Below are 25,534 nucleotides of genomic sequence, written 5' to 3' on the forward strand. Positions count from 1 at the left end.
TGGCCCGTCCCGGAGTCGTGCGAAAGATCACACGGACCCCGAGCACCCCGCCTCGCGTGGGTCCTTTTGCCGTCCCATTGCCTTCCCATGGGCGATTGACGACACGCCGGTAGCCATGATGGTTCGGCACAAGTAAGGCATGCCTTCGCTAACCTGCACGACCGTCGGCGGGGGGTGTGTCGGGGAGGGTCGTATGTGGGATGACGGGTTTCCGAGCTTTCTCATCGGACTGAGAGAAGGGCTCGAAGCGGGACTTATCGTCTCCCTCCTGATCGCGACCCTTGTGCGGGCGGGCGCCAAGTCCCGGCTGCCCCAGGTGTGGACGGGAGTCCTGGCGGCGATCGCGCTCGCCCTGAGCTTCGGCGCGGTGCTGACGTTCACCGCCGCGTCCCTGTCGGCAACCGCCCAGGAGGCGTTCGGCGGCACCCTCAGCGTGATCTCCGTCGCGTTCGTCACCGCGATGGTGTTCTGGATGCGCCGCTCGGCCCGCAGTCTGTCCGGCGAGATCAAGCAGAAGGTCACCCAGGCGCTCGCGATGGGCGCGGGCATGCTGATCGTCACCTCGTTCCTCGCGGTGGGCCGCGAGGGCCTGGAGACGGCGCTGTTCCTGTGGACCACGGCCCGTGCGGCGGGCGAGTCCGCCGGTCCGCTGACCGGGGCCGGTATCGGCCTGGTCCTCGCGGCAGGCCTGTGCTGGGGCCTGTACCGCCGGGTCCTGAAGATCAACCTGACCAAGTTCTTCACCGCGACCGGCGCGGTCCTCGTCGTGATCGCGGCGGGTGTGCTCGGCTACGGTCTGCGCGATCTGCAGGAGGGCGGAGTGCTGCCCGGCAAGAGCGCGTACGCCGTCGACCTGAGCGGCAGCATCGACGCGGGCTCCTGGTACAGCACCCTCGTCCAGGGCGTGTTCAACCTGACGCCGACGATGACGTGGTTGCAGGTCGCGGGCTATGTCGCCTATCTGGCCACGGTGATGACGCTGTTCGTGCGAGGCGTACGCACCGCCCCGTCCGCCAAGCCCGAGCCCGCGGGGAAGGCGCCGGAGAAGCCCGAGACCGCCGTGAAGGCCGACGAGAAGCCCGAGACCGCCGTAAAGGCCGACGAGAAGCCCGAGACCGCCGTGAAGGCCGACGAGAAGCCCGAGACCGCCGTAAAGGCCGACGAGAAGCCCGAGACCGCCGTAAAGGCCGACGAGAAGCCCGACGCCGCGCAGCCGTCCGGGTCGCGGCCCGCCCGGCGCGCCCCCGAGCCGGTCGCCCCCGAACGTCGCCGTCCCGTCTGGGTGGTGCCCGTCGCCGTCGTCGCCGTGCCCTCCGTGCTCGCCGGGCTCACCGTCGCCCTCAGCGGCTCGAAGCCCGCGGGCGCCCAGACCGTCGCCGTCTCGGAGACCGACTGCGGCAAGGGCTTCAGCGCGCCCCGGCCCGGCCGGCAGACCTTCCAGATGCACAACACCGGGAACAAGACCTCGGAGGTCTACCTCGTCGACCCCGCCAGCAACGCGGTCTACGGCGAGATCGAGGGACTGGCCCCCGGGACCACCCGCGACCTCGTCGCCACGGTCGCCGGCGGCAGCTACGCCTGGCGCTGTGTGCCCACCGGCGGCAAGGCCGTCACCTCCCAGGCCGTCCGCGTCACCGGCGGCGGCGGAGCCAAGGCCGTCGTACCCGTCTCCGAGAACGACCTCGCCGCGCCCCTGAAGGCGTACAAGGCGTACGTCGGCCAGGGCCTGGCCACCCTCGTCACCCAGACCCGGAAGCTGAGCGACGACATCGCCGGCAACCATCTCGACACCGCGCGCACCGACTGGCTGACCGCCCACCGCACCTACTCCTCGCTCGGCGCCGCCTACGGCACCTTCGAGGACTTCGACAAGAAGATCAACGGTCGGGCCGACGGTCTCCCCGGCGGGGTGAACGACCCGGACTTCACCGGCTTCCACCGAGTCGAGTACGGCCTGTGGCACGGCCAGTCCGCCGACCAGCTGAAGGGCCCGGCCCAGCAGCTCGCCGACGCGGCCGCGGGACTGCAGAAGGCGTTCCCCACTCAGACCTTCGACCCCGGAGACCTGCCGCTGCGCGCCCACGAGATCCTGGAGAACACCCTTCAGTTCGAGCTCACCGGCGACACCGACCAGGGCAGCGGCACCGAACTGGCCACCGCGGACGCCAACCTGTCCGGCACCCGTGAACTCCTCACCGTGCTCACGCCCCTGCTCACCAGCCGCGCCCCGCATCTGCTCCCCACCGTCGGCACGGACATCGACCGGGTGCGGAAGCTGCTCGACGGCGCCCATCAGGGCGACTCCTGGACCCCCGTGGACCACCTCGACGCGACCACCCGCGACCGGCTGAACGGGGCCACCGGACAGCTCCTCGAGGACCTCGCCCCCGTTCCGGACCTGCTGGAGATCCGGAAGTCCGCCTGATGGCCGATCCGCGCACGAAGCTCATGACCACCGAAGGGAACCTCCGCATGCCGTCCGCCGAAACGCCCGCCCACCCGGGCGGCTGCCCTGCCGGTGCCGGCCGTCGCTCCTTCGTGAAGACGGCCCTGGGTGCGGGCGCCGCCGGCGCCGCCCTGGCGGGCGGCGGGTTCGCTCTGAGCCAGGCCGGCGCCGGCGAGGCCCGCGCCGCGGACGACACCGCGAAGGTCGCCTTCCACGGCATCCACCAGGCGGGCATCATCACCCCTGCCCCGGCCGCGGCCACCTTTGTGTCCCTCGACGTCATCGCCGACAGCCGCCAGGAACTCACCGACCTGTTCCGGACCATCACCGAGCGGGCCCGCTTCCTCACCGCCGGCGGCACCCCGGAGGACCTTGGCGTCGGTGCCCCGCCCTCCGACAACGGCATCCTCGGGCCGGAGGTCCCCGCAGACGCGCTGACCGTCACCGTCGGCGTCGGCGCCTCCCTCTTCGACGACCGCTACGGTCTCGCCGCGGCCAAGCCCCGGCGGCTCACCCCGATGCGCACGTTCCCCAACGACAACCTCCGGCCGGCCGAGTGCCACGGCGACCTTTCCCTCCAGATCTGCGCCGCCCGCCAGGACACCGTGCTGCACGCGCTGCGCGACATCGCGCGGCACACCCGGGGCGCGATGCAGATCAAGTGGCGCATCGACGGCTTCCAGAACACGCCCCGCCCCTCCGGCGCCCAGCGCAATCTGCTCGGCTTCAAGGACGGCATCGCCAACCCCGACGTCAGCTCCGCCCGTGAGACGAACCGTCTGATCTGGGTGGGCGAGGGACAGGGCGAACCCGCCTGGGCCACCGGCGGCAGCTACCAGGTCATCCGGATCATCCGGATGCTGGTGGAGTTCTGGGACCGGGTCTCGCTGACCGAGCAGGAGAAGATGTTCGGCCGCCGCAAGGACACGGGCGCACCGCTGGACGGTGCCGCGGAGACCGACACGCCCAACTACGCCAAGGACCCGCAGGGCACGGCCATCCCGCTCGACGCCCACATACGCCTCGCCAACCCCCGCACCGAGCGCACGGACAGCTCCCGCATCCTGCGGCGCGGCTACAACTACGACCGGGGCATCGACAACGTCGGCAACCTCGACATGGGACTGGCCTTCTGCTGCTACCAGCAGGATGTGCAGCGCCAGTTCGAGGCCACCCAGAAGCGGCTGATCGACGAGCCCCTCGTCGACTACATCTCCCCGACCGGGGGCGGCTACTTCTTCGCCCTCCCCGGCGTGAAGAACGCCTCGGACTGGCTGGGGCGCGGACTGCTGACGGCCTGAGGACCCTCGACCGTCACCGGCCCGAGCACCCCGGCCGTCACCGGCCCCTCAGCCGGCCGGCCGCCAGCCGAGGGCCGGGCCCAGCCGGGTCGCGATGTCGGTGAGGATCTGCACATAGTCCTCGTGCTCGAAGGTGAACGGCAGGGCGAACGCCACCTCCGTCACCTCCCGGAACGCGGCGTGCGTGTACAGCTGTTCGGCGATCCGCTCGGACGGCCCGACGAGGTCCGGCGCGAACATCATCCGTGCCGGGCCCTGCGGGGCCGCCGTGCGCGGCATCCGCTGCGCCGCGTACGCCTCGTACTTGGCGCGCTGTTCCGGCGAGGCGCTGTCGGTGGGGATGACGACGAGGCCCTGCGAGACCCGGGCGCGGTCGCCGTCGGGGTGCTGGGCGCGGAACGCGCGGATGTGCGAGAGCTGCACCTCGGCGAAGTCCTCCGACTCCTCCGCCTTCACGACGCTGCTGGTCAGCAGGTTCATCCCGTGCTCGCCCGCCCACCGGGCCGAGCGCAGGCTGCCACCGCCGTACCACATGCGCCTGCCGAGGCCGGGGGACACGGGCTGCACCCGGTCGGAGAACACCTCGATGCCCTCCACGCCGCTGAAGTCGGTGGCGGGCTTTCCGCGGACGAAGTCCAGCAGTCGCTGCACGCGCTCGTAGCCGAAGTCCTCGGTCTCGGCGGTGCGCGGGTAGAGCGCCTGCTTCACATGGTCGTAGTGCATCGGGGGGCCCACGCTGACCCCGGGGTTGAGCCGGCCTCCGGAGAGGATGTCGACGGTCGCCAGATCCTCGGCCAGCCGCAGCGGGTTCTCCCAGCCCAGGGGGATCACCGCCGTGCCCAGCTCGATCCGGCTCGTACGCTGGGAGGCGGCGGCGAGCACGGCGACGGGCGAGGAGATCCCGTACTGCAGATGGCGGTGGCGCACCCAGGCGCTGTCGAAGCCGAGCCGCTCGCCCAGCTCGACGATCTCCAGCGTCGACTCGTGCCCGCGGCGGGGATCGGCCTCTTCGAACAGGCCGATGGTGAGGAAGCCGAGCTTCTCCAGCGGTGTCGAGGTCGGCGGCACAGGGCTCCTCCAGGGTCCATGGCAGCTGCGGCGTACGCCGTTGCCTCGTTCGATTCTCTCAGGTGATCGTTGCGCGAGTGTGACGAGGCGCGTGCCGACCCCGCTGCCCGAGGAAGATCTCTTCCCGTGGCCGGGGCAGATGTCCCTTCGAACAGGCGGAGGATGAGGGCAGCCCGTCCGTGACGGTGAGGCGACGGGACGGCCGGACCCGAGGGGGCCCCGTGGAACACGAACACATCGCCCGGGACTTCGCCCGGTTACGCCCCGAAGAGTTCGGCCGTCTCGACGCCGGCGGACACATCTACCTCGACCACACCGGAGCCGCACTGCCCCGCGCTCCCTGGTCACGGGCAGCGCGGAGCGGATCACCGGCGGTGTGTTCGGCAACCCCCGCGGCGGCACGGTCGCGCTGAACGTGCTGGGCGCGGACGGCCGTGTCGTCGACGAGCGGATCGTCAGCCGGGACAGCGCCGCACGCGGCATCTCCCTGCGCACGGGCTGCTTCTGCAACCCGGGCGCCGGTGAGGCGGCCTTCGCGCTGCCCCTGCCCCGGCTGCGCGCGGCCGCCCACGGCCGGCCGGGCTCGCTGGAGGACTAACTGGAGGTGCTGGGCCTGCCGTCGGCGGGTGCGGTCCGCGTCTCGCTGGGGGTGTCGTCGCAGCCGGGGGACGTGGACGCGTTCCTGCGCCTCCTGCGTGAGACCTACCGCGACCGAACCCCGGCCCCCGACGGCCTGCCGGCGCGGGCGGGCTGCTGAACACGCCGGTGGGGGCGGAGCGTCGTGGCGGCGCCGGGGCCGCGGGATCAGGCGTCCCGTCGTCTGAGGGCCACCCCCGCCCCGGCCAGCGCGAGCAGTGCGTACAGGCAGAACACCGCGAACCCCGTCCAGGGCGCCAGGGTGTGGGGCTGTTGCTGCACATGGACGAGGCCCTGGCCGGCCGTGCTCGGCAGATACGGGTTGATGGTGTCGAGCCATGACGAGGGGAGCGCCTGGGCGAGCAACGGCAGCACCAGCAGCAGACCGAACAGGGTGGCGATGCCGCCCGCCGTGCTGCGGATCAGCGCGCCCAGGGCCACTCCGATCACACCCACCACGGTCAGGTACAGACCCGCGCCGAGGACCGCGCGCAGCACGCCGGGGGAGTTCAGCGAGGTTCCCCGGTGCGCGCCGGAAAGGGCGAACTGCCCCAGCAGGAAGGCCCCGAGGGCCGCTGTCGTCATCGCCACCCAGGCGAGCGCCGCGTACACCAGGGCCTTGGCCCACAGCACGGGAAGGCGGCGCGGCACCGCGGAGAGCGAGGCCCGGATCATCCCGGTCGCGTACTCGCCGCTGACCACCAGCACCCCCAGGACGCCCACGGCCAACTGGGCGAGGAAGAATCCGCGCAGACTGACCAGCGTCGGATCGAAGGCGAGTCTCTCCTCGGGCGGCAGCCGGTCCCAGCGCACGGCGGTGAAGTAGCTGAACAGAAAGCCCAGGCCCGTCATCGCGACGACGGCCGCGAGCAGCGTGAACAGCGTGGAGCGCAGCGACCGCAGCTTGATCCACTCGGAGCGGATCACCCGCAGCTGGGTGACGTGGCCCCGCTCCGCCTCGGGAATCGCCGTGGCCGTCGTCATACCGCACGCCCTTTCCCGGTCGCGCCGACGAGTTGTGCCGCCGGTGCCTGGTACTCCACGGCATCCCGGGTCAGTTCCATGAACGCCTCCTCCAACGACGCCCGCTGCGGCGTCAGTTCGGCCAGGGCGATGCCGTTGTCGGCGGCGATCCGCCCGATCCGCTCGCCGGCGAGACCCGTGACCTGCAGCACCCCCGGTTCCTCGGACACGATGGACACGTCCGGGCGGGCGAGCAGGGTGGCCAGCCGCCCCACCTCGTCCGTGCGCACCCGCACCACGTCCCCGGCGGCCCGGGCGACGAACTCCGTGACTGACGTGTCCGCGATCAGCCGCCCCCGCCCGATCACGATCAGATGCTCGGCCGTCAGCGCCATCTCCGACATCAGATGCGAGGACACCAGGACCGTACGCCCCTCGGCGGCCAGCTTCTTCAGCAGAGTGCGGATCCAGACGATGCCCTCGGGGTCGAGGCCGTTGACCGGCTCGTCGAGCAGTACCGTCGCCGGGTCGCCGAGCAGCGCGCCGGCGATGCCCAGCCGCTGCCCCATGCCCAGCGAGAAGGCGCCGACCCGTTTTCTCGCCACCTCGCGCAGCCCGACCAGGTCGATCACCTCGTTCACCCGGCGCCGGGTGATGCCGGTGGTCGCGGCGAGCGCGAGCAGATGGTGATAGGCGCTGCGCCCGGTGTGGACCGAGCGCGCCTCCAGCATCGCCCCCACCTCGTGCAGCGGCGCCCGGTGATCGGCGTAGCGCCTGCCGTTGACGAGGGCCAGGCCCGAGGTGGGGGCGTCCAGCCCGAGGAGCAGCCGCATCGTGGTGGACTTGCCGGCCCCGTTGGGCCCGAGGAACCCGGTCACGACGCCGGGGCGCACGGTGAAACTCAGGTCGTCGACGGCCGTCCGCGCTCCGTACCGCTTGGTGAGGGAGTGGGCCTCGATCATGACGTGTCCTCGGTCATGCTCTCCACCCTCGTACGCGCTCGGCCGCCTGTCGCGCGGGACTGCTCCGCCCGGAGGCGACACCGCCCTTCCCTGCGCCACCGCTCGTCGACCGGCCCTCAACGGCCCGACCTCCGGCGTCCCCCGTGTCGCAAGGGTTCCGCAGTGTTGTTCGGGTGCCTGTCTATTGTTCCGTGCACGCCAATGGCAGGTGCAGCCGGCCTACGGCTGCGACACGGACGACTGCCACCCGGCACCTGCCACCATGCGCCGGTGATTCCACGAGCCAACTAGTGGTCCGGACCAGGGACTTGACACTCCATTAGTTCACTCCTTAAATCGCGGTTTGAAGTAACTCTCACCTCACCCCCCACGTGAAGAAAGGGAGAGTCATGCGTTCCCCTACCGCCGTTCGGGCCGCTTTGGCCGTGTCCCTGCTGGCCCTGTCCGCCACCGCCCTGTCCGCTTCCCCCGCTGCCGCCGCGACCGGAGCCATCACCGGTCTCGCCGGCAAGTGTCTCGACGTCGCCGGGGCCAATTCGGCCGACGGAACGCCCGTCCAGCTCTACGACTGCAACGGCACCGCGGCCCAGCAGTGGACCGTCGGCACCGATGGAACCCTCCGCGCCCTCGGCAAGTGCCTGGACGTGACCGGCAATTCGACCGCCGACGGCGCCCGCGCCCAGCTGTGGTCGTGCACCGGCGGCGCGAACCAGACGTGGACCGTCACCGCCGCCCACGACATCGTCAACCCGCAGGCGAACAAGTGCCTGGACGTCACGGGCAACAACTCCGCCAACGGCACCCCCACCCAGATCTGGAGCTGCACGGGCGGCGCCAACCAGAAGTGGACGGCCCCCGCGGCCGGGGGCACCACCCCCGCCGCACCGATGGCCGTGGCCCCGTACCTCTACAACGGCTGGGGGAGCCCGCCGAACCCGACCACGATCACCAACGCCACGGGCGTCAAGTGGTTCACCCTGGCCTTCGTCCTCAGCAACGGCTACTGCAATCCCCAGTGGGACGGCAGTCGCCCGCTCACCGGCGGTGTGGACCAGCAGACGGTCAACACGGTCCGGGCCAACGGCGGCGACGTGATCCCCTCCTTCGGCGGTTACAGCGGCAACAAGCTGGAGAGCTCCTGCTCCAGCGCGGGCGAACTCTCGACCGCGTACCAGAAGGTGATCAACACCTACGGGCTGAAGGCGATCGACATCGACATCGAGGCCGACGCCTACAGCAACCCGACCGTCCAGCAGCGCACGGTCGATGCGCTGAAGACCGTGGAGGCGAACAACCCCGGCCTGAAGGTGTACGTCACCATCGGCACCGACCAGAGCGGCCCCGACACCAGCCTGATCGACCGGGCCGCGGGATCGGGCCTCACGGTCGACAGCTGGACCATCATGCCGTTCGACTTCGGCGGCGCCGGCCAGAACATGGGCACGCTGACCCTGCGCGCGGCCGAGGGCCTGAAGTCGGCGCTGAAGAGCGCCTACGGCTACAGCGACGACCAGGCCTACCGGGACATGGGCATCTCCTCGATGAACGGCGTCACCGACCAGAACGAGACCGTCACCGTCGCCGACTTCCGCACCATCCTCGGCTACGCCCAGCAGCACCATCTGGCGCGGCTCACCTTCTGGTCCGCCAACCGCGACCGCCCGTGCACCGGCGGCCCCGCCGACAGCTGCTCCGGCGTGAGCCAGCAGAACTGGGACTACACCCGCGTCCTCGCCGCCTACACCGGCTGACCGAGGCCGTCCCACCCCCCACCCCGTCACGGCCGGCCGGCCACCGGCCGGCCGAGGAAGAACCGTGCCTCGCTCCCCCATCCATCCCCCGGCGGGCCGCCGCCGGGGCGCCCGGCCCCGTACGGCGGGCGTCCTGGCGCTGGTCACCGCCGCCTCGGCGCTGACCCTCGGCTCCCCGGCCGCCCCCGCCTCCGCCACCCCGGCCGGCCTGCCCGACGGCTATGCGACCGTCGTGAACAGCGGCAGCGGAAAGTGTCTCGACGCCCGCGCCGCGGCCACCGCCAACGGCACCGTCGTGCAGCAGTACAGCTGCAACAACAGCACGGCCCAGCAGTGGAGTTTCACCGCAACCGGCGACGGCTACGTCCGAATCAACAACCGCAACGACTCCGCGCAGGTCGTGGACGTGACCGATGTGTCCACCGCGGACAGCGCGCCCGTCCAGCTCTGGGCGTACGGCGGCGGCGCCAACCAGCAGTGGCAGCCGGTCGACGAGGGCGGTGGCGCCTACCACTTCGTCAACCGGCACAGCGGCTAGTGCCTCGACGTCCCGGCCGCCTCGGCCGCGGACAGCGTCCAACTCGCCCAGTACACCTGCAACGGCACCACCGCCCAGCGCTTCCAGGCGACCCCCGTGTCCTCCACTCCCGGGGACGTCGACCTCGGGCCGAACGTGGTCGTCTTCGACCCGTCCATGTCCTCGTCCACCATCCAGAGCCGGCTCGACTCCATATTCAAGCAGCAGGAGACGAACCAGTTCGGCTCCCAGCGCTACGCCGTGCTCTTCAAGCCCGGCACCTACAGCAACGACGTCAACGTCGGTTTCTACACCCAGGTCCTCGGGCTCGGTCTCTCACCCGACGCGGTCACCGTCAACGGCGCCGTGCACGCGGAGGCCGACTGGTTCCAGGGCAACGCCACCCAGAACTTCTGGCGCGGCGCCGAGAACCTCTCGGTCAACCCGGCCGGCGGCACCGACCGCTGGGCGGTGTCCCAGGCCGCCCCGTACCGCCGGATGCATCTGCGCGGCGATCTGGCGCTGGACGACGGCGGTTGGTCGAGCGGCGGCTATCTGGCGGACAGCAAGATCGACGGGCAGGTGCGCTCCGGCACCCAGCAGCAGTGGCTGACCCGCAACTCCCAGCTCGGCAGCTGGACCGGAGCCAACTGGAACATGTCTTCGTCGGCAGCCAGGGAGTTCCGTCGACGAGCTTCCCCAACCCGCCGTACACCACGGTCGACCGCAGCCCGGTCACCCGGGAGAAGCCGTTCCTCTATGTCGACGACGCGGGCGCCTACCGAGTGTTCGTACCGTCCGTGCGCACCGACTCGACGGCCACCAGCTGGGCCTCCGGGTCCCCCGCGGGCAGCTCGCTCTCCCTCGACCAGTTCTACGCCGTCAGACCCGGCGCGACCGCCGCGGAGCTGAACGCGGCCCTGGCCGCGGGCAAGAACCTCCTGGTCACACCCGGTGTCTACCATCTCGACCAGACACTGAAGGTCACCCGTCCCGACACCGTGGTGCTCGGTCTGGGCCTTGCCACCTTCGTCCCCGACAACGGCATCACCGCGATGACCGTCGCGGACGTGGACGGCGTCAACGTCGCGGGTCTGCTGTTCGACGCCGGAACCACCAACTCGCCGACCCTGATGGAGGTCGGGCCGTCCGGTGCCTCGGCCTCCCACGCCGGTGACCCGACGTCCCTGCACGACGTCTACTTCCGGGTCGGCGGCGCCGGGGTCGGCAAGGCCACCACCAGCCTGGTGGTCAACAGCCGCAACGTCATCGGCGACCACATGTGGATCTGGCGCGCCGACCACGGCAGCGGGGTGGGCTGGACGCAGAACACGGCGGACACGGGCCTGATCGTCAACGGCGACGACGTGACGATGTACGGCCTGTTCGTGGAGCACTTCCAGAAGTACCAGACGATCTGGAACGGCAACGGCGGCCGCACGTACTTCTACCAGAACGAGATGCCGTACGACCTGCCGAACCAGGCGGCCTGGATGAACGGCTCGACCCAGGGCTACGTGGCCTACGAGGTGGCGAACTCGGTCACCAGCCACCAGGCGTACGGGCTCGGCAGCTACTGCTACTTCAGCGCCGACCCGGGCGTCACGGCGGAGCACGCCTTCGAGGTGCCGAACACGCCGGGCGTCCGGTTCCATGACATGGTGACCGTCTCGCTGGGCGGCACCGGGACGATCCGGCACGTCATCAACGACCGGGGCGGACCGTCCAACGCGTCCACGAACGTGGCGAACCTGGTCTCCTACCCCTGACCGGTCCGCGCCGAGACCGCCGGCCGGGACGTCCCGGCCGGCGGTCACGCCGTCCCGCCGCGGCGGGACGGCGTCGTGCGCTCATGCTCCGCTCTCGCGGAGCATGTCCTCCCGCTCGACGAGCTTCACGCGCTCACGGCCCTGCGTCGCGCCGAGCGCCTTCTCCGCGGCGTCGAGGCGGTACCAGCCCTCCCAAGTGGTGAAGCGGATGTTCCGCTCGGCCAGGAACGCCTCCACCGCCTCGGGCGCCGGGGAGGCCGGCGTGGTCAGCCGCCCGTTGGCGTGGTCGTCCAGGAGATTGGCCACCGTCTCGTTGGCGTCGCCCTTGGTGTGCCCGATCAGGCCCACCGGACCGCGCCGGATCCATCCGGTGACATAGGTGGACTGAAGGTGCTCGCCGCTCTCCTCGATGACGCGCCCGCCCTCGTCCGGAACGGTGCCCGACGCGAGGTCCCAGGGCAGCTTGGGCAGCGCGTCGGACAGATAGCCGACCGCACGGTAGACCGCGGTCACGTCCCAGTCCCGGAACGTGCCCGTGCCCTTGACGTTGCCGGTGCCGTCCAGGGCCGTGCGCTCGGTGCGCAGACCGACGACCCGGCCGTCCTCGCCGAGGATCTCGGTGGGCGACTCGAAGAGGTGCAGGAACAGCTTGTGCGGCCGGTCGCCGGCGTCCCGGATCGCCCAGTTCTCCAGCGTCTTGGCGACCATGTCGGCCTGCTTGTTGCCGCGCCGGGTGGCGATCGAGCCCTCGTCGTAGTCGATGTCCTCGGGGTCCACGATGACCTCGATGCTGGGGGAGTGGTCCAGCTCCCGCAGCTCCATCGGGCTGAACTTCGCCTGCGCCGGGCCACGGCGGCCGAAGACATGGATCTCCAGGGCCTTGTTGGCCTTGAGACCGTCGTAGACGTTCGGCGGGATCTCGGTGGGCAGCAGCTCGTCCGCGGTCTTGGCCAGGATGCGGGCCACGTCGAGCGCGACGTTGCCCACGCCGAGGACGGCGACCTTCTCGGCCGTGAGGGGCCAGGTCCGCGGCACGTCCGGGTGTCCGTCGTACCAGGAGACGAAGTCGGCCGCGCCGTAGGAGCCCTCGAGGCCGATGCCGGGTATGTCGAGGGCCCGGTCGGCCGTCGCGCCCGTCGAGAAGATCACGGCGTCGTAGAACGCGCGCAGGTCGTCCAGGCTGATGTCGGTGGGGTAGTCGACGTTGCCGAACAGACGGATCTGCGGTTTGTCGAGCACCTGGTGCAGGGCCGTGATGATGCCCTTGATCCGCGGGTGGTCCGGGGCGACGCCGTAGCGGATGAGGCCGAACGGGGCCGGCATCCGCTCGAAGATGTCGATGGACACGCCGGGCTCGGCGGCCACCTCGGACTTGAGCAGGGCGTCGGCGGCGTAGATCCCGGCGGGGCCGGCTCCGACGATGGCTACCCGCAGGGGGCGCGGCATGATCAGGTTCCCTTCGAGCGGTGACAGACGGCTCGTCGGAAACCTTAAACTAAGGCAAACCTTACTTGGTACGCGGGTTGCCTCTATGACGTCATAAGGCGAACTTATGGGTCGCCTCGGGGCTCCGGGGTGAGGAGGAGCATCGTGGCGTCGTCGCGGACGGATCCGCAGAAGCTCAGAAGATCTTCCCACACTCGCTCGGTCGTCTCGGCGGGCTCGTCGTCGGCGAACCGCGGGAGCCGGTCGATCAGGGGATAGAACGCCCCGCTCGCGTTCCGTGCCTCCCAGATGCCGTCCGAGGCCAGGAACAGCCGGTCCCCGCCTTCCAACGTCCGGACGACCTCGTCGTACGTGCCCCCTTCGCTCAGCCCGATCCCGAGCGGCGTGCCGGACGGCACTTCCAGCTCGGTCGCCTTGCCGTCGTGGAGCAGTACGGGCGCCGGACTGCCGCAGGCGATGATCCGTACCGTCCGGGCGTCGGGGGAGAACTCCAGCAGCACCGCCGTCGCGAACAGCTCCGCGAGCCGGCAGTTCCTCGAGTCCACGAGCAGCCTGCGGTCGAGGCGGGAGGCGACCGAGGGCAGATCGGGCTGGTCGAGCACCGCCTCCCGGAAGGCCCCGAGCAGCGAGGCGACGGTCGAGACCGCCGACAGCCCGTGCCCCTGCACATCGCCCATGACCGCCCGTACCCCGGTAGGACCCTCGCGCACATCGAAGAAGTCGCCGCCGACGAGCGTCCCGCGCTGGGCCGCCCGGTACAGACCCGCGCAGTGGACCGGCCCCACCTGCTCGCGCAGCGGGGGGACCAGCGCGTTCTGGGCCGCCTCCGCGACCGTGCGTTCGACGTTGAGCTGGGCGTCGCGATGGCTGCGCACATACGACACGAACACGCTCAGCACGGCTACGAAGCTGATGGTGAGCAGGTCAGTGCTGCCCGGCCGGTCCAGGTGGAAGACGCGGGTGTGTTGCAGCCCGACGACGAGAAGGCCGAGTGTGGCGGTGGCGGCGGGCCCGTAGGACAGGACGGCGAGGGGCGGGATGGCTCCCAGAAGGAATCCGATGTCCAGCGGCGAGGGTGTGACCAGGCTGACGATGCCGACGATGATCAGCAGGACCACGGGCAGCACCTTCACCCACCAAGGGGGTGGCGCGCCGCTGAGCCAGCCTCGCCGGTCCCCGTTCCGGTGGATCCGCTCGAAACCCGGGCCTTTCACATCCCCTACGCTGCTACGCGAATCCGCCTGCCGCAATGCCGACGGCCGCCGCGTGACCGGTCCGAACGCGCAGGTGAAACGCTCGCGGCAGCCACCGGGACGCCCCTTCGGGCACACTCCGCCACCGGTGATCGACCAACGGTCGCCGACGAGCCCCCGGACGGGGTCCGGCTACGTCGCCGGGGGGCGAACCGAGCTCGCCCGCCCCCGGGTCGCGTCACACGGGACGCAGCACGCTGTGGATCGCCGCCTCACCCGCGTAGAGCACCGCCTCCTCGCGGATGAAGGCGCCCGGGCCCGGGGCGTGGATCATCATGCCGTTGCCGGTGCACAGGCCGACATGGCCCGCGTCCGGGTTGAAGAACACGAGGTCACCGGGCTGGATGTCGGTGAGGGGGACCACCGTGCCGACCACCGACTGGTCGCGGGCCGCACGCGGGAGAGTCACCCCGGCAGCCCTCCAGGCGGCCTGGATGAGACCGGCGGCGTCGTACGACTCGGGTCCGGCCGCGCCCCAGAGGCAGGGCCTGCCGAGCTGAGCACGGGCGAAGGCGACCGCCTTCGCGTACTTCGTGTCGTACCCCGGCTCCTGCGCCGCGCCCGTCCCCAGGGGGAGTCCGGCGCCGGGAACGGCCTCGGCGACGGGCAGCGGTTCGACGGTGAGGAAGGGCTGGGGAATGGCGAGGAACGGTTCGGGGACGGGGAGTTGAGGTGCGGCGGGCAGGGGTTCCGTGGTGGGGAACGGCTGCAGGGCGGCGAGGAACGGTTCCGGGGTGGGGAGGAAGGGTTCGGGGGTGGGGAGTTGGCCGACGGTGGCGGGCCAGGGTTCCATGGTCGGGAACGCCTGGGGGGCCGCGGGCAACGGCATGGTCCCCGTGGCGAATTGAGGGTCCGTCAGCGGATCCGGTGCGAGGGGAGCCGCCGGGACGGCGGCGGGAAGGCCTGTGCCGGGGGAGGCGGCCGGGAAGTCCATGCCGAGGCCGGCGGGCTGCTGCCGCTGCCAGGCCTCCTGGACCGCCAGGCCGTCCTGTGCGTCCGCAGGGCGCCAGGCGTCCGTCGCGGGCGGGGGTTCGACCGCCGGGGACGGCGTGCCCTGCCGCGCGGACCGCTGGGCCAGCAGGTCACGGGCCGCGGAGAGCCGCTGCCGCGTGTGCTCCTTGGCGGTCTCGGGGACGGACGACTCGGGCTCGGTTGCCAGGCCCGGCATGACCTGGGGAATCTCCGGCAGCCTCGCCGGGGCGGCGGGCAGCGCGGCCACGGGGCCGGCGGTCAGCTCCGCAGTGGGTCCCGCGGTCAGCTCCGCGGCGGGGCCCGCGGCCGGTTCCGCCACGGCAGCGGCGGTCAGCTCCGCCACGGGGCGCGCGGCCGGGCCGGCGGTGAGTTCGCGGTCGGGCCGGTCGGCCAGGCCCAGCTCGCGCAGGAGGACGACGAGGTCGCTCACCGGAAGACTCGCCGGCTCCGAGGTCCGGCCCGCGGACGGCCTGTCCGGCATCCTGTCGCGCGGCAGCGCGGCCGGAACGGTCGGGCCCAGCCTCAGGCGCGCCGACTCGAACCACTGCCGGGCCACGTCGTCGAGGGCGGGATCGGCGCGTCGGCGATCCCTGTCGAGTACCGGATCGGCGCGCCGCTGCGTCCCCGTCGCCACCGCGCGCGTCGCGTTGAAGGTTCCGCTGTCGGTCTCCGCCCGGTCGTACAGGCTGTGGATCCGCTGCTGGACCTCGGCGCGGCTCGGCGCGTCGTCCTCGGTGAACCTGCGCCTGCCGGGGAGGTCGAAGCCTCCTGGGCCCGGGGTTCGCTCCGGCGCCATGGGGTCGTACTCCTTCCGTGCTCCGCCTACCGGGTTAGCTGACGGGTTCGGGCGGACGAATCCGGAAGGTATGCCCTACGGCCCCTGCCTCGACGGCAGTTGGGCCGATTCACCCCGTGGTCGGTTGGGTCCCCGGTTCCGGTTGTGGTCAAGGTGCACCGGATTCGGCGGAGGCCGTGCAACCCGGCGAGGTTCGCCGGAGGGAGTCGCTTGGCCTAGTCGTCAACTTAGCCAACTTGTGTGGCTGGCGTGAAGATTGAAGCGCGAAATGTCCGATACCTAAGTGTGATTTTCGTCTGGGCGTTCCCATCGAGCTCCGCTTTTCGCTGATCGGCTCCTCGTCCGGGCGTCGCCTTTCGGGCGGAACGGAGCGCGAAGATGTTCCCGCGCCGGGTGGGCGGCACCGGGCGCCCCGGGCACCGGCAGGGTGGCTCGCTCGCGCCGCCGGGGACACCTGTGCCCGATGCGCGCCCTCACGTCGTATTTCTGATATTCCGTTATTCGGCTGCTTCGGCACGATGAGTCCGGTGCTTCGGCACGACGAGGTGGAGCGATCAGGAATGTCATCCCCCATGCGACGCAGGTCCAAGGCGGACGGCTCCGTCGCCCGGGCGCGCGTCGCCGAACGCCGGGCCCGTGCCGACTACACCGGCGGTGTCTACGGCTCCCTGCTCGCCGCCTCGGTGGTGGTCGGGGCCGGTGCCCACGGCCCGGTGCCGCGGGGCGAACTGATGCTGCTGCTGATGAGCACCGGCGTGGTGTTCTGGATCGCGCATGTGCACGCCCAGCTGTTCGGCGCCCGCCTGGCGCAGCCGCGTCTGGACCGCGCGACCGTTCTCCATGTGTGCCGTGACGAGTGGCCGATCGTCAAGGCCGCCGTCCCGCCGACCGCTGCGGTCGCCGTCAGCCCGCTGCTGGGCCTGGACCTGCGGGGCACGGTCTGGCTGGCGCTCTCCGTCTCCGTGGCCGGGCAGATGGGCTGGTCGGCCGCCGCCGCACGCCATGCCGGGGCCTCCTGGCGCCTGGTGGCCGTGTCCGCCACGATCAACCTGCTGATCGGTCTGCTGATCATCGTGTTCAAGATCGCGGTGAAGGACTGACGGCGGGACGGTTCACCTGCACCAGGTGAGGTGCGGGGGCGCATCGGAGCGGACCATCACGGGGAGAGGCGCACGTCGCCCGCCCCCAGGCCATCCGCGAGAGAGCAGCCCATGCGCTATGAGATCCGTGTCGACGGGCAGATGTCGGAGACGCTGGCCCAGGCGTTTCCCGAGCTGGAGCACGTCACGATGTCCGGCCAGACCCTTCTGTTCGGGCCCGTCCTCGACGATGCGCAGGTGTACGAGCTGCTGGCCCGCTGCCAGTCCCTCGGACTGCATGTCGTGGAGATGCGTCGGCTGCCGGAGTGGGGGTGACCGTGCCCGCTCACCCGCCCCGGGTGAGGCCCGCCGCCGGATGCCGGGGGCACCCTGAAGGCCCCAGGGGCCGCTGTCGGGGCGCATGCCCGGAACGGAGGAGGAAATGGTCACACAGACGTACCTCGCGTACGACTACCCCCTGCTGAGCGCCTTCTGGACGCTGCTGTGGTTCTTCCTGTGGGTCATGTGGTTCGTCCTGCTCTTCCGGGTCGTCCTCGACATCTTCCGCGACGACTCCATGGGCGGCTGGGCCAAGGCCGGCTGGCTGGTCTTCTGTCTCGTCCTGCCCTTCCTCGGCGTCTTCGCGTACGTCATCGTGCGCGGCAGGGAGATGGGGCGCCGGGAGCTGGCCCAGGCCCGGGCGCAGCAACGCGCCGTCGACGACTACATCCGCGAGACCGCCGGCACCCGCGGGCCCACCAGCAGCGTCGACGAACTCGCCAGGCTCTCCGAGATCCGCGCCCGCGGCGACATCACGGACGACGAGTTCCGCAGGGCGAAGGAACTGGTCCTGTCGAGCCATGCCGCCGAGGCCCGCCCGACGTCCGAGCCGGCATCCACGCCCACCCCTCCGGGTCCCTCCACCCCCTTCACCACCTGAGGTTGCGGGACCGGGGGTGCATCACCCGCCCTGCGGCTGGTTCTGCGGACGGTGACGGAAGCCGTCGGCGTGAATGATCCGCTGGTGCGGACGCCCGTGATGGACGCTGGGCGTCCGGTGCAGCGCGATGAGCGCGGCGTCGTCGTCCAGGCGCCCGCCGGTGTGGGCGAGCAGATCACGACGGATGCGGTGCAGCAGCGTCTCGGGGTTCTCCTCGGTCCACTGGGCGACGCGGTCCGCGAGCGGATAGAAGCGGCCAGCGGCGTCGCGGGCCTCGATGACGCCGTCGGTGTAGAGCAGGAGGGTGTCGCCGGGCTCGAAGGAGAACACGTCCAGGTGGTAGTCGTCCGGGTGCGCCGATCCGATCCCCATCGGGGGTGCGGGGTGCACGCTCGGGACGGTGACCACGTGCCCAGGACTGAGCAGCAGTGGCGGAGGATGCCCGCAACTGGTCATACGGGTGATCGGGTCCCCGTCGGGGATCTCCATCAGCAGGGCGGTGGCGAAGCGTTCGCCCATTTCCTCGGGCGGCTCGAAGTCGGCCAGATAGCGGATCACGCTCTGCTCCAGGGTGGCGGCCAGATCCGGCAGCGACGACTGCCGGTGGCCCGCCTCACGGAAGGCTCCGAGCAGCAGGGCGGCCTCGCCGATGGCGGAGAGCCCCTTGCCGCGTACGTCGCCGATCAGGACGCGCACCCTGCTGTCGGCCCGGGTGGCGGCGTACAGGTCGCCGCCGATCTGCGCCTCGTCCTCGGCCGCCAGGTACAGGCACGCCACCCGCAACGGACCGATGTGCTCCGGCAGTGGCCACAGCAGGACATGCTGTGCGGCCTCGGCCACCGACCGGACCTGGGCCAGCTGTTCACGGTGCCGGTCCCGGATGGCGCGGTAGACCACGATCATCACCGACAGCACGGACAGGGTGAGGATCTGCACGATGTGGTTGGTGGTGCCCAGCCCGCCGTGCAGGACGGCGATGATGACCTGCGCGAGCACAGCGAGCGCCCCGACCAGGCCGGTCAGCCGGGGCCCGGCGAACGAGGACGTGAGCGCGGGCGCGATCACCAGTGCGGGGCCGAGATGGATGCTCTCGGGGGAGTGGATGTCCACGATCATGATCGCGACGATCAGCGCGACGGGGAGCAGCAGGAGGGCATGGTTCGACCGCCACTGCTCTCGTAGCCCCGCGACGGCCGATTGCCGGAGACCCATGCATACCACCCTGCCTCGCCATCGGTCGCGCGGCCACCGGGTGAAGGCCGCGCCCGCCCTGGTCGGGACGTCGCCGCCGTAAACGGGTCCGTGCCGGGTACTCGGCGCGATGACCAGGATCCGAGCGGCGGGCCCCGGCCGGTCGCGGTTCGATCAGCCGAAGGAGGCGCAGATGAGCACGGTCAAGGAAACGGTGGAGGTCGAGGTTCCCCTCCGTACCGCCTACAACCAGTGGACCCAGTTCGAGCAGTTCCCGAATTTCATGGAGGGTGTCGAGGAGGTCAGGCAGCTCGACGACCGCCACAATCACTGGACCACCAAGATCGGCGGCATCCGCCGGGAGTTCGACACCGAGATCGTCGACCAGCTTCCCGACGAGCGGATCACCTGGCGTACGACCAGCGGTGACACCCGGCAGAAGGGCTCGGTCCGCTTCCAGCGCGTGGACGACATGCACACCCGGGTGGAGCTCGTGATGGACGTCGAGCCCGCCGGGGCCGTGGAGCGGACGGCGGACACCCTGGGCGTCATCAACCGGCGCGTCAAGGGAGACCTGCGGCGCTTCAAGGAGTTCATCGAAGAGCGCGGGAGCGAATCCGGAGCCTGGCGGGATCGGATCCGGCCCGGTGACCCCGGCGGCCCCGGTCCGATCGGCTGAGGCCGTGGCTCCGCGGCGCCCCCGCCGTCTCCGGCGGCCGGGGCGCCGCGCTGTGCCGCCGTCCTCGGGCCCGCCCGGTGTGCCGTGGGCGGGGGCGGCCGTCCGCTCAGGGATGCAGACCGTCGAAGCCGATCCGCAGATGGCGCGGGCCGCGCAGCACCGCGTTCTGCCGGTAGGGGGGAGGGTCTTCCACCAAGTGGGGGTTGCCGAGACGGCGGGCCAGTTCGGACAGCGCGATCTGTGCCTCCAGCCGTGCGAGCGGCGCGCCGAAGCAGCTGTGGATGCCGCTGCCGAAACCCAGATGCTGGATGTCCCCGCGGTCGGGGTCGAACCGGTCGGGGTTCCTGAAGCGCTCGGGGTCCCGGTTGCCCGCGGCCAGCATCAGCCAGATCCGTGAACCCTTCGGGATGGTGATGCCGCGCACGTCGATGTCCGCGATGCAGGTCCGCTGCGGCACGAGCTGCACCGGTGGCTCATAGCGCAGCAGTTCCTCCACGATGTTGACGGACAGTCTGGGATCGTCGCGCAGCCTCTCGAGGTACTCCGGGTGGCGCAGCAGGGTGAGCATGCCGTTGGTGATCAGGTTGACGGTCGTCTCATGACCCGCGATCAACAGCAGCACCGCGGTGCTGAGTACCTCCATCGTCGTCATGGGGCCGTCCGGGCCATGGCTCGTGACCAGTTCGGACAGCATGTCCCCGGTGGGCTTCTTGCTCCGTTGCTCGACCAGCTGGGCCAGATACATACCCAGCTGCATCCGTGCATCCTGCGCCGCACTCCTGCGTTCGGCGTCCTCCCTGCCGGTGTCCGGGTCGAGGCTCGCCACGATCGGGTCGACCCAGGCGCGAAAGCGCGGCTCGTCCTCGCGTGGCACACCCAGCAGCCGGCAGATCACGGTCACCGGGAAGGGATACGCGAACTGATCCACCACATCGATCTGCCGGGTCTCTCCGAGGCCGTCGATCAGCTCGGAGACGATCTCGGCCAGTTCCCCGCGCATCGATTCGATCTTGTCGGGGCTGTGCGGGGGGCCGAAGGGACGATTGGCGATCCGGCGCAGCCGGTCGTGCTCCGGAGGGTCCTGCCGGATGAAACTCGGCGGCAGCCCCGTCTCCGCCCCGCCCATCTCGTCGGCGCCCGCGGCGGCGAGGTTGGCGGCGTCGGAGCTGATCCTCGGGTCGTGCAGCAGGTTGAGGATGTCCCAGTAGGAGCTGACCAGGTACGGGCCGCCGTCCCCCTCGTGCAGCACCGGGGTCTTGCGGAGCTCCTTGTACAGCGGATACGGGTCGGCGCGATTGGTGTAGTCGGTGATCTGGCGCAGGAGCGACTGGTGCGTCATGAGGGATCCTCGGGGCGTGAGGTCGGGCCGGCTGTCGGTCAGTGGTGGGCCGGGGTGAAGACCAGCCGCCGGTCGGCCGGCGAGTAACCGCTCAGGGTCACCGTCGGTCCGTGGCTCGGCAGGGACGGGTCGGGGAAGTCGGACGGGACCGGCCGCTGGCCCTCGGGACGGCGGTCCACCGTCGGGAACTCCACCGGGAAGGGCGCGGCCATCTCGATCTGCCGCCGGTAGAACTCCAGCCAGCGTGTGTTGTCGAAGCTCACGGCGGCGATGACCCGCCCCTGGTAGCCGTACGCCCCGACGAAACGGCGCTCGGCCAGCGAACCCTGCGTGATCATGATCTCGTCGCCCATGGGCGGGACGCCGACCGACTTGATGTTCACGCCGAACTGCGACGACCAGAAGGCGGGCACCCAGATGTGCGGGCGCCGGTCGGCGCTGGCGTTGATCATGTTGTGCGCGGCGACCTCGGCCTGGCTGACGGCGTTGCCCCAGTGTTCGAGGGACAGAAACTGGTAGTTGAACAGCGGGTGCGGGGAGCGTGCCACATCGCCCGCGACATAGATGTCGTCGGTGACGATGCCCCGGAAGTCGAAGGCCCGGCACCCCGCGTCGCAGGCGATGCCCCGAGGGCCCGCGCCCAGCCCCGATCCGGCCAGCCACTCGGTGTTGCGGGTCGCGCCGAGCGACACCACCACCACGTCCGCCTCGACGATGTCGCCGTCGGAGAGATGCGCGGCCCGCACCCGGCCCGCCGGGTCGCCCTCCAGGGCGGTGACCATGACGCCGGTGCGCAGGTCCACGCCGTTCTCGCGGTGCAGTTCCGCCGCCACCGCGCCGATCACCCCGCCGAGCGCACCCACCAGGGGCGCGCCCCCGCGTTCCGCCACCGTCACCGCGATGCCCTGGTCCCGGCAGGCGGAGGCGATCTCCGACCCGGTGAAACCGGCGCCGATGACGAGCACACGGCGTGGCGAGGCCCGCAGCCGCCGCTCCAGCCCCACCGCGTCGTCGCGGGTCCGCAGCACGAAGACGCCGTCGAGCTGGGCCTCCGCCTCCTTGGGCCAGGGCCGGGCGCGTACGCCGGTCGCGATCAGCAGCCGGTCGTACTCCACCTCGTCCCCGTCCTCCAGCCGTACCCGCTTGGCCGACAGATCGAGGCCGGTCGCCGCGACCCCGAGGAGCCACTTGGCATCGATGTCCCGGCGCCGGGGAAGCTCGGTGTACTGGGAGGAGGCCTTGCCCAGCAGGACCGCCTTCGACAGCGGCGGGCGGTCGTACGGCTCGTAGGGCTCGTCGCCGATCATGGTCAGCGAACCTGTGAAGCCCTCCTCGCGCAGTGTCTCGGCCGCGCGCAGTCCCGCGAGGGAAGCGCCCACGATCACGATCCGGCCCTCGCGCCGCAGCCATGCCAGATGGTCGTCAGCAGTCATGGGAGGCCTCCTGACCGGCCCGGACCGGCGGGTCGGCCGCGTCGTCCAGGCCCTCGTCCGTGATCGCCTGCACGGGACAGGCGGCCACGGCGCGCGCCACCTTGTCCCGGTGCTCCTCCTCGGCGCGCGGGTTGTAGACCAGGGACTCCTCACCGTGCATGGTGAAGACTTCCGGCGCCATGAACGCACACTGCGCATAGCCCTGGCACCTGTTGAGATCGACGACAAGCCTCATCACCACGCGCCCCTTCCGGCGACCAGGTCCGCCGGGCGCCTCACGCTCCGCGGGCACCCCCGGACGGCGGTCATCTCCCCACGCCAGCATGGGAGACCCGGGGGGACCGGCGCTCGCGGGGTGGGCCGGAGGAGTGAGGGCGGGCCCGAGGAGCGGCCGCTCCCGGCTCCGCGCCCCGTCTCAGGCCGCCGCCGGAGCGCCGGGCCGGGAGTGGCCCCACGCCGTGAGGATGTGGACGCTGACCAGCAGCGCCCACGCCGGGAACACCAGCTCCGACCAGGGGACGGCGGTCGCGACGAAGAGCAGCGTCAGGACGGTCAGAAAGCCCAGCAGGGCGAGCCAGCGGGGGAGCACCCCGATGCGGTACGCGATCGCCGACAGGGAGCAGGTGCAGACGGCCGCCATCCGCATCGCGTAGTCGATCATCAGCGTGTACGCGAAGTGACGGCCGTAGGCCCACGTGGGACCTCCGGGGGCGCCACGGGACGGGGGGGTGGTGTCCAGCACCGCCGCGGCGGCCGCGGCGGCCTCGAACAGCGTGGCCACGAAGATCAGCCCGCTGCCGAGGAACACGGTGGCGAGGAACTTGTCCTCCGCCGCCCCGATATGGGTCCGCACGACGCCGACGAACCACAGGAAGAAGATCCCGGCGAACGGGACGAGCCCGAGCGCCGCCCGCACCGAGCTGAGCCGCACGGGATCGGCCGACGCCTCCGGGGCGGGCGCGTCGGCGCCCTCGGGGATGCCCAGCCGGATCAGCACGATCATGGCCGTGAGCAGGACCGCGAAGACGACCCCTGCCAGCCCGGCGGCGCGTGGGGTCTGTAGTACCTGCTGCCTCGGCTCCGTTGTCTCCATGGGCGCTCGCTTCCTCCGTGCCGGATCTTGGCACCAGCAAGCCGCCGGCCGGAGGGGGCCGCCACCGGAGGGCGGCCGAACGGCAGACCATGACCGGCTTCGCACGGCGGTGGGGCCCGGCGTGTCGGTCCACGCCGTGAGCGCGCTCCGGACGGATGGTCACCGCCCCCTTGCTTCGGAGCGTCCGGTGACGGAAGTCCCCGGCCGAGAACCGGACTGACGGGCCGTCGGCAGCCAACGCGCCTTGTGCGCGAGGAAATTGACGCCCGAGCAGGTTGTCGGCATCCGGTGGGCCGCGCTCGGCCGGCAAGGCGTCCCGCAGTGGGCAATGACGCCGTGACCTGGCGAAATGACGAGGCGTCAGTGGCGGCGCTGCTCCGATCGGATTCATCCTCATATTGTCGGTATGTCCTGTATGACACGGATCGATCCGATATGTAATTTCAATCACGCATCGGTTCACAGCCGACGTGTCTGAGAACAGGAGAAGTGACATGGCAACGCGTTCCATCGCTGTTACTGCGGCCGTCGCGGCCGGCGCGGCCCTCGTGGCCACCGGCATCACGTACGCTTCCGCTGCCTCCGAGCCGGTCCAGGCTGCCCCCCTCGCTGCCCCTCAGGGGAGCAGTGGAAACAACAACAGTAACAACAACGACAACTACAACAACGACAACAACTCCAAGGGCAACGAGGGCCACCACCACGAGCACGGGGAAGAGCACGAGCACGAGCGCCACCACCACGGCGAGGGGCGCATCTTCGTCAACGAGCGGGAGTACTCCCCCCACGAGAGCAGCTGCATCACGGTCGTCAGCGGCCTCGGAGCGAACAGCCTCAACATTCGTAACGACAGCAAGAAGTTCGTCGAGGTCTTCAACGGCGCTACGTGCGACAACGGCGCCCCCATCGCCACGGTCGGCCCGCACAGCTCCAGCAACGGCCTGTTCCCCCGCCGCGTCCGCGGCGGCGTGAAGGTCAAGCACGGTGTGGTCGGCAGCATCCGGATCGTGCACCGTTTCGACGAGGATCACGGCGACAACGACAACGACAACGACGACGAGGGCAACTCGTACGAGTACGACTACAGCTACAGGAACAACAACAGCAACGACAACAGCACCACCACAAGCAGCCCCGCCCCCGGCAAGTGACACCCACTCGCCTCATACCGCAGAACGAGAACCCCGGCCCGCCGGAATCGGGCCGGGGTTCCGGTCTGTGTGGCCGTCGACCGGCGCGTTTCACCCTAGGACGTCGGCAGGCCCCCGCATGGACGCATCTCATCTCGGCAAAGAGTGTGAAAGTCGCGTAAACCCCCCGAATGGGGGAATCTTGTACAGGGCAGAGGCATTACAGCACTCGTGGAGAGGAGACGACAGCGATGTCGTATCCGCATCACTCCAGTGAGATGGGCACGCACCCCGAGATAGCCGAGATGCGGGAACGGCTCGAGCGTGCGGCCTCCGGCAAAGCGGTCATCATCGAGGGTCTGATCATGCTGGCGGGAATCTACGCCGCCATATCGCCCTGGGTCATGCACTTTTCGGGGGCTGAGCCCAACCTCACTGTGAACAACCTGATTGTCGGCCTGACCATCGGCCTTATCGGAGTCGGTCTGGCCATGATTCCGGAACGGATGCTCCGCCTGGCGTGGCTGGCCATTCCGCTCGGTGTCTGGCTGGTGATCTCGCCCTGGGTGGTCACCACCGGCCACGGCGCACGCGCCGGCATCATCTGGAGCAACTGCGTGGTCGGCGCGGTGACGATCCTGCTGGGTCTGGCCGCAATGGGCCTGACGATCGGCGTCGCCAACCGCACGCACCGGTGAGCTGGAGGGCCGGGAGCGCGGCCCCGACCGGGGCTCCGGTCGAGCCGTACCCCACCTCGCCCACGGCATGTG

22 protein-coding genes, 1 pseudogene and 1 riboswitch are annotated in these 25,534 nt (G+C 70.8%); of the genes and pseudogenes, 12 read left to right on the plus strand and 11 right to left on the minus strand.

The annotated features are described in order from the left end of the window. Positions 1 to 193: 193 nt before the first annotated feature. Positions 194 to 2,425: an iron uptake transporter permease EfeU gene (efeU, locus tag ACFYX0_RS15840; protein WP_388970630.1), complete on the plus strand. Its 2,232-nt coding sequence runs from the start codon at positions 194 to 196 to the stop codon at positions 2,423 to 2,425. Between the two features lie 47 nt (positions 2,426 to 2,472). Further along, positions 2,473 to 3,747: an iron uptake transporter deferrochelatase/peroxidase subunit gene (efeB, locus tag ACFYX0_RS15845; RefSeq protein ID WP_388970632.1), complete on the plus strand. Its 1,275-nt coding sequence runs from the start codon at positions 2,473 to 2,475 to the stop codon at positions 3,745 to 3,747. A gap of 48 nt (positions 3,748 to 3,795) precedes the next feature. Here the strand turns inward: efeB and ACFYX0_RS15850 are convergent, their stop codons facing one another. Then, the gene (locus ACFYX0_RS15850) at positions 3,796 to 4,815 is read right to left on the minus strand and encodes an LLM class flavin-dependent oxidoreductase (protein ID WP_388970634.1); all 1,020 of its coding nucleotides are present in this window, start codon (positions 4,813 to 4,815) and stop codon (positions 3,796 to 3,798) included. A gap of 376 nt (positions 4,816 to 5,191) precedes the next feature. Between ACFYX0_RS15850 and ACFYX0_RS15855 the strand changes: the two genes are divergently transcribed. Together ACFYX0_RS15855 and ACFYX0_RS15860 are read left to right on the plus strand one after the other, a co-directional pair. Beyond that, complete coding sequence (locus ACFYX0_RS15855; protein ID WP_388970636.1) at positions 5,192 to 5,413, plus strand: hypothetical protein; 222 nt, start codon at positions 5,192 to 5,194, stop codon at positions 5,411 to 5,413. Positions 5,414 to 5,419: 6 nt separating this feature from the next. Further along, positions 5,420 to 5,572: a hypothetical protein gene (locus tag ACFYX0_RS15860; protein ID WP_388970638.1), complete on the plus strand. Its 153-nt coding sequence runs from the start codon at positions 5,420 to 5,422 to the stop codon at positions 5,570 to 5,572. 47 nt (positions 5,573 to 5,619) lie between these two features. On the opposite strand, the gene ACFYX0_RS15865 is transcribed toward ACFYX0_RS15860, so the two are convergent. Together ACFYX0_RS15865 and ACFYX0_RS15870 are read right to left on the minus strand one after the other, a co-directional pair. Then, positions 5,620 to 6,435: an ABC transporter permease subunit gene (locus ACFYX0_RS15865; protein ID WP_355915053.1), complete on the minus strand. Its 816-nt coding sequence runs from the start codon at positions 6,433 to 6,435 to the stop codon at positions 5,620 to 5,622. Continuing rightward, positions 6,432 to 7,376, minus strand: coding sequence for an ABC transporter ATP-binding protein (locus ACFYX0_RS15870; protein WP_388970640.1), 945 nt, complete (start codon positions 7,374 to 7,376; stop codon positions 6,432 to 6,434). The genes ACFYX0_RS15865 and ACFYX0_RS15870 overlap by 4 nt, the downstream gene beginning before the upstream one ends. 389 nt (positions 7,377 to 7,765) lie before the next feature. Between ACFYX0_RS15870 and ACFYX0_RS15875 the strand changes: the two genes are divergently transcribed. Together ACFYX0_RS15875 and ACFYX0_RS15880 are read left to right on the plus strand one after the other, a co-directional pair. Beyond that, positions 7,766 to 9,127, plus strand: coding sequence for a lectin (locus ACFYX0_RS15875; RefSeq protein WP_388970641.1), 1,362 nt, complete (start codon positions 7,766 to 7,768; stop codon positions 9,125 to 9,127). Positions 9,128 to 9,206: 79 nt separating this feature from the next. Then, positions 9,207 to 11,413, plus strand: a pseudogene (locus ACFYX0_RS15880) (RICIN domain-containing protein). A gap of 81 nt (positions 11,414 to 11,494) precedes the next feature. Here ACFYX0_RS15880 and ACFYX0_RS15885 read toward each other — a convergent pair. The 3 genes from ACFYX0_RS15885 to ACFYX0_RS15895 all read right to left on the minus strand — a co-directional run bounded on the left by ACFYX0_RS15885 (position 11,495) and on the right by ACFYX0_RS15895 (position 15,880). Next, positions 11,495 to 12,859, minus strand: coding sequence for an FAD-dependent oxidoreductase (locus ACFYX0_RS15885; protein WP_388970643.1), 1,365 nt, complete (start codon positions 12,857 to 12,859; stop codon positions 11,495 to 11,497). 104 nt (positions 12,860 to 12,963) lie between these two features. Then, positions 12,964 to 14,073, minus strand: a complete 1,110-nt coding sequence (locus ACFYX0_RS15890) for a PP2C family protein-serine/threonine phosphatase (RefSeq protein WP_388970645.1) — start codon at positions 14,071 to 14,073, stop codon at positions 12,964 to 12,966. Positions 14,074 to 14,290: 217 nt separating this feature from the next. Next, on the minus strand, positions 14,291 to 15,880 hold the full coding sequence (locus tag ACFYX0_RS15895) for an NlpC/P60 family protein (protein WP_388970648.1): 1,590 nt from the start codon (positions 15,878 to 15,880) through the stop codon (positions 14,291 to 14,293). Between the two features lie 7 nt (positions 15,881 to 15,887). Next, positions 15,888 to 16,060: riboswitch (cyclic di-AMP (ydaO/yuaA leader) on the minus strand. A gap of 392 nt (positions 16,061 to 16,452) precedes the next feature. Here ACFYX0_RS15895 and ACFYX0_RS15900 point away from each other — a divergent pair. The 3 genes from ACFYX0_RS15900 (at position 16,453) to ACFYX0_RS15910 (ending at position 17,899) form a co-directional block, all read left to right on the plus strand. Beyond that, positions 16,453 to 16,980 carry a hypothetical protein gene (locus ACFYX0_RS15900; RefSeq protein WP_388970650.1) on the plus strand — a complete coding sequence of 176 codons (528 nt, stop codon included), beginning with the start codon at positions 16,453 to 16,455 and terminating at the stop codon, positions 16,978 to 16,980. A 111-nt stretch (positions 16,981 to 17,091) separates the two neighbouring features. Further along, complete coding sequence (locus tag ACFYX0_RS15905; protein WP_311697665.1) at positions 17,092 to 17,295, plus strand: hypothetical protein; 204 nt, start codon at positions 17,092 to 17,094, stop codon at positions 17,293 to 17,295. A 106-nt stretch (positions 17,296 to 17,401) separates the two neighbouring features. Beyond that, entirely contained in the window at positions 17,402 to 17,899 is a 498-nt protein-coding gene (locus tag ACFYX0_RS15910; RefSeq protein WP_388970653.1) for an SHOCT domain-containing protein, read from the plus strand. 21 nt (positions 17,900 to 17,920) lie between these two features. On the opposite strand, the gene ACFYX0_RS15915 is transcribed toward ACFYX0_RS15910, so the two are convergent. Next, positions 17,921 to 19,111, minus strand: coding sequence for a PP2C family protein-serine/threonine phosphatase (locus ACFYX0_RS15915; protein WP_388970655.1), 1,191 nt, complete (start codon positions 19,109 to 19,111; stop codon positions 17,921 to 17,923). A gap of 172 nt (positions 19,112 to 19,283) precedes the next feature. Between ACFYX0_RS15915 and ACFYX0_RS15920 the strand changes: the two genes are divergently transcribed. Further along, positions 19,284 to 19,769, plus strand: coding sequence for an SRPBCC family protein (locus tag ACFYX0_RS15920; protein WP_355915025.1), 486 nt, complete (start codon positions 19,284 to 19,286; stop codon positions 19,767 to 19,769). 106 nt (positions 19,770 to 19,875) lie between these two features. Here the strand turns inward: ACFYX0_RS15920 and ACFYX0_RS15925 are convergent, their stop codons facing one another. From ACFYX0_RS15925 to ACFYX0_RS15940, 4 genes are all read right to left on the minus strand, one after another. Further along, a complete protein-coding gene (locus ACFYX0_RS15925; RefSeq protein WP_388970657.1) occupies positions 19,876 to 21,108 on the minus strand; it encodes a cytochrome P450 in 1,233 nt (410 codons plus the stop codon). Between the two features lie 38 nt (positions 21,109 to 21,146). After that, positions 21,147 to 22,541 (minus strand): NAD(P)/FAD-dependent oxidoreductase, encoded by a 1,395-nt coding sequence (locus ACFYX0_RS15930; protein WP_388970659.1) that lies wholly within the window; start codon positions 22,539 to 22,541, stop codon positions 21,147 to 21,149. After that, complete coding sequence (locus ACFYX0_RS15935) at positions 22,531 to 22,776, minus strand: ferredoxin (RefSeq protein ID WP_388970661.1); 246 nt, start codon at positions 22,774 to 22,776, stop codon at positions 22,531 to 22,533. The genes ACFYX0_RS15930 and ACFYX0_RS15935 overlap by 11 nt, the downstream gene beginning before the upstream one ends. A 180-nt stretch (positions 22,777 to 22,956) precedes the next feature. After that, a complete protein-coding gene (locus tag ACFYX0_RS15940; protein ID WP_388970663.1) occupies positions 22,957 to 23,634 on the minus strand; it encodes a hypothetical protein in 678 nt (225 codons plus the stop codon). Between the two features lie 494 nt (positions 23,635 to 24,128). Here ACFYX0_RS15940 and ACFYX0_RS15945 point away from each other — a divergent pair, with 494 nt between their 5' ends. Then, on the plus strand, positions 24,129 to 24,785 hold the full coding sequence (locus tag ACFYX0_RS15945) for a hypothetical protein (protein WP_388970665.1): 657 nt from the start codon (positions 24,129 to 24,131) through the stop codon (positions 24,783 to 24,785). A 230-nt stretch (positions 24,786 to 25,015) separates the two neighbouring features. Then, positions 25,016 to 25,462, plus strand: coding sequence for an SPW repeat protein (locus ACFYX0_RS15950; RefSeq protein ID WP_388970667.1), 447 nt, complete (start codon positions 25,016 to 25,018; stop codon positions 25,460 to 25,462). Positions 25,463 to 25,534: the final 72 nt, after the last annotated feature.

It is taken from the genome of Streptomyces sp. NPDC002573, from assembly GCF_042889625.1.
In the GTDB taxonomy this organism is placed as follows: domain Bacteria; phylum Actinomycetota; class Actinomycetes; order Streptomycetales; family Streptomycetaceae; genus Streptomyces; species Streptomyces gibsoniae.

What these genes read in the sequence shown, in the direction of transcription:
- efeU (WP_388970630.1), top strand. Translation starts at nt 194, where the DNA reads ATGTGGGATGACGGGTTTCCGAGCTTTCTCATCGGACTGAGAGAAGGG.
- efeB (WP_388970632.1), top strand. Translation starts at nt 2,473, where the DNA reads ATGCCGTCCGCCGAAACGCCCGCCCACCCGGGCGGCTGCCCTGCCGGT.
- ACFYX0_RS15865 (WP_355915053.1), bottom strand. Translation starts at nt 6,435, where the DNA reads ATGACGACGGCCACGGCGATTCCCGAGGCGGAGCGGGGCCACGTCACC.
- ACFYX0_RS15870 (WP_388970640.1), bottom strand. Translation starts at nt 7,376, where the DNA reads ATGATCGAGGCCCACTCCCTCACCAAGCGGTACGGAGCGCGGACGGCC.
- ACFYX0_RS15875 (WP_388970641.1), top strand. Translation starts at nt 7,766, where the DNA reads ATGCGTTCCCCTACCGCCGTTCGGGCCGCTTTGGCCGTGTCCCTGCTG.
- ACFYX0_RS15885 (WP_388970643.1), bottom strand. Translation starts at nt 12,859, where the DNA reads ATGCCGCGCCCCCTGCGGGTAGCCATCGTCGGAGCCGGCCCCGCCGGG.
- ACFYX0_RS15895 (WP_388970648.1), bottom strand. Translation starts at nt 15,880, where the DNA reads ATGGCGCCGGAGCGAACCCCGGGCCCAGGAGGCTTCGACCTCCCCGGC.
- ACFYX0_RS15900 (WP_388970650.1), top strand. Translation starts at nt 16,453, where the DNA reads ATGCGACGCAGGTCCAAGGCGGACGGCTCCGTCGCCCGGGCGCGCGTC.
- ACFYX0_RS15905 (WP_311697665.1), top strand. Translation starts at nt 17,092, where the DNA reads ATGCGCTATGAGATCCGTGTCGACGGGCAGATGTCGGAGACGCTGGCC.
- ACFYX0_RS15910 (WP_388970653.1), top strand. Translation starts at nt 17,402, where the DNA reads ATGGTCACACAGACGTACCTCGCGTACGACTACCCCCTGCTGAGCGCC.
- ACFYX0_RS15915 (WP_388970655.1), bottom strand. Translation starts at nt 19,111, where the DNA reads ATGGGTCTCCGGCAATCGGCCGTCGCGGGGCTACGAGAGCAGTGGCGG.
- ACFYX0_RS15920 (WP_355915025.1), top strand. Translation starts at nt 19,284, where the DNA reads ATGAGCACGGTCAAGGAAACGGTGGAGGTCGAGGTTCCCCTCCGTACC.
- ACFYX0_RS15925 (WP_388970657.1), bottom strand. Translation starts at nt 21,108, where the DNA reads ATGACGCACCAGTCGCTCCTGCGCCAGATCACCGACTACACCAATCGC.
- ACFYX0_RS15930 (WP_388970659.1), bottom strand. Translation starts at nt 22,541, where the DNA reads ATGACTGCTGACGACCATCTGGCATGGCTGCGGCGCGAGGGCCGGATC.
- ACFYX0_RS15935 (WP_388970661.1), bottom strand. Translation starts at nt 22,776, where the DNA reads ATGAGGCTTGTCGTCGATCTCAACAGGTGCCAGGGCTATGCGCAGTGT.
- ACFYX0_RS15940 (WP_388970663.1), bottom strand. Translation starts at nt 23,634, where the DNA reads ATGGAGACAACGGAGCCGAGGCAGCAGGTACTACAGACCCCACGCGCC.
- ACFYX0_RS15945 (WP_388970665.1), top strand. Translation starts at nt 24,129, where the DNA reads ATGGCAACGCGTTCCATCGCTGTTACTGCGGCCGTCGCGGCCGGCGCG.
- ACFYX0_RS15950 (WP_388970667.1), top strand. Translation starts at nt 25,016, where the DNA reads ATGTCGTATCCGCATCACTCCAGTGAGATGGGCACGCACCCCGAGATA.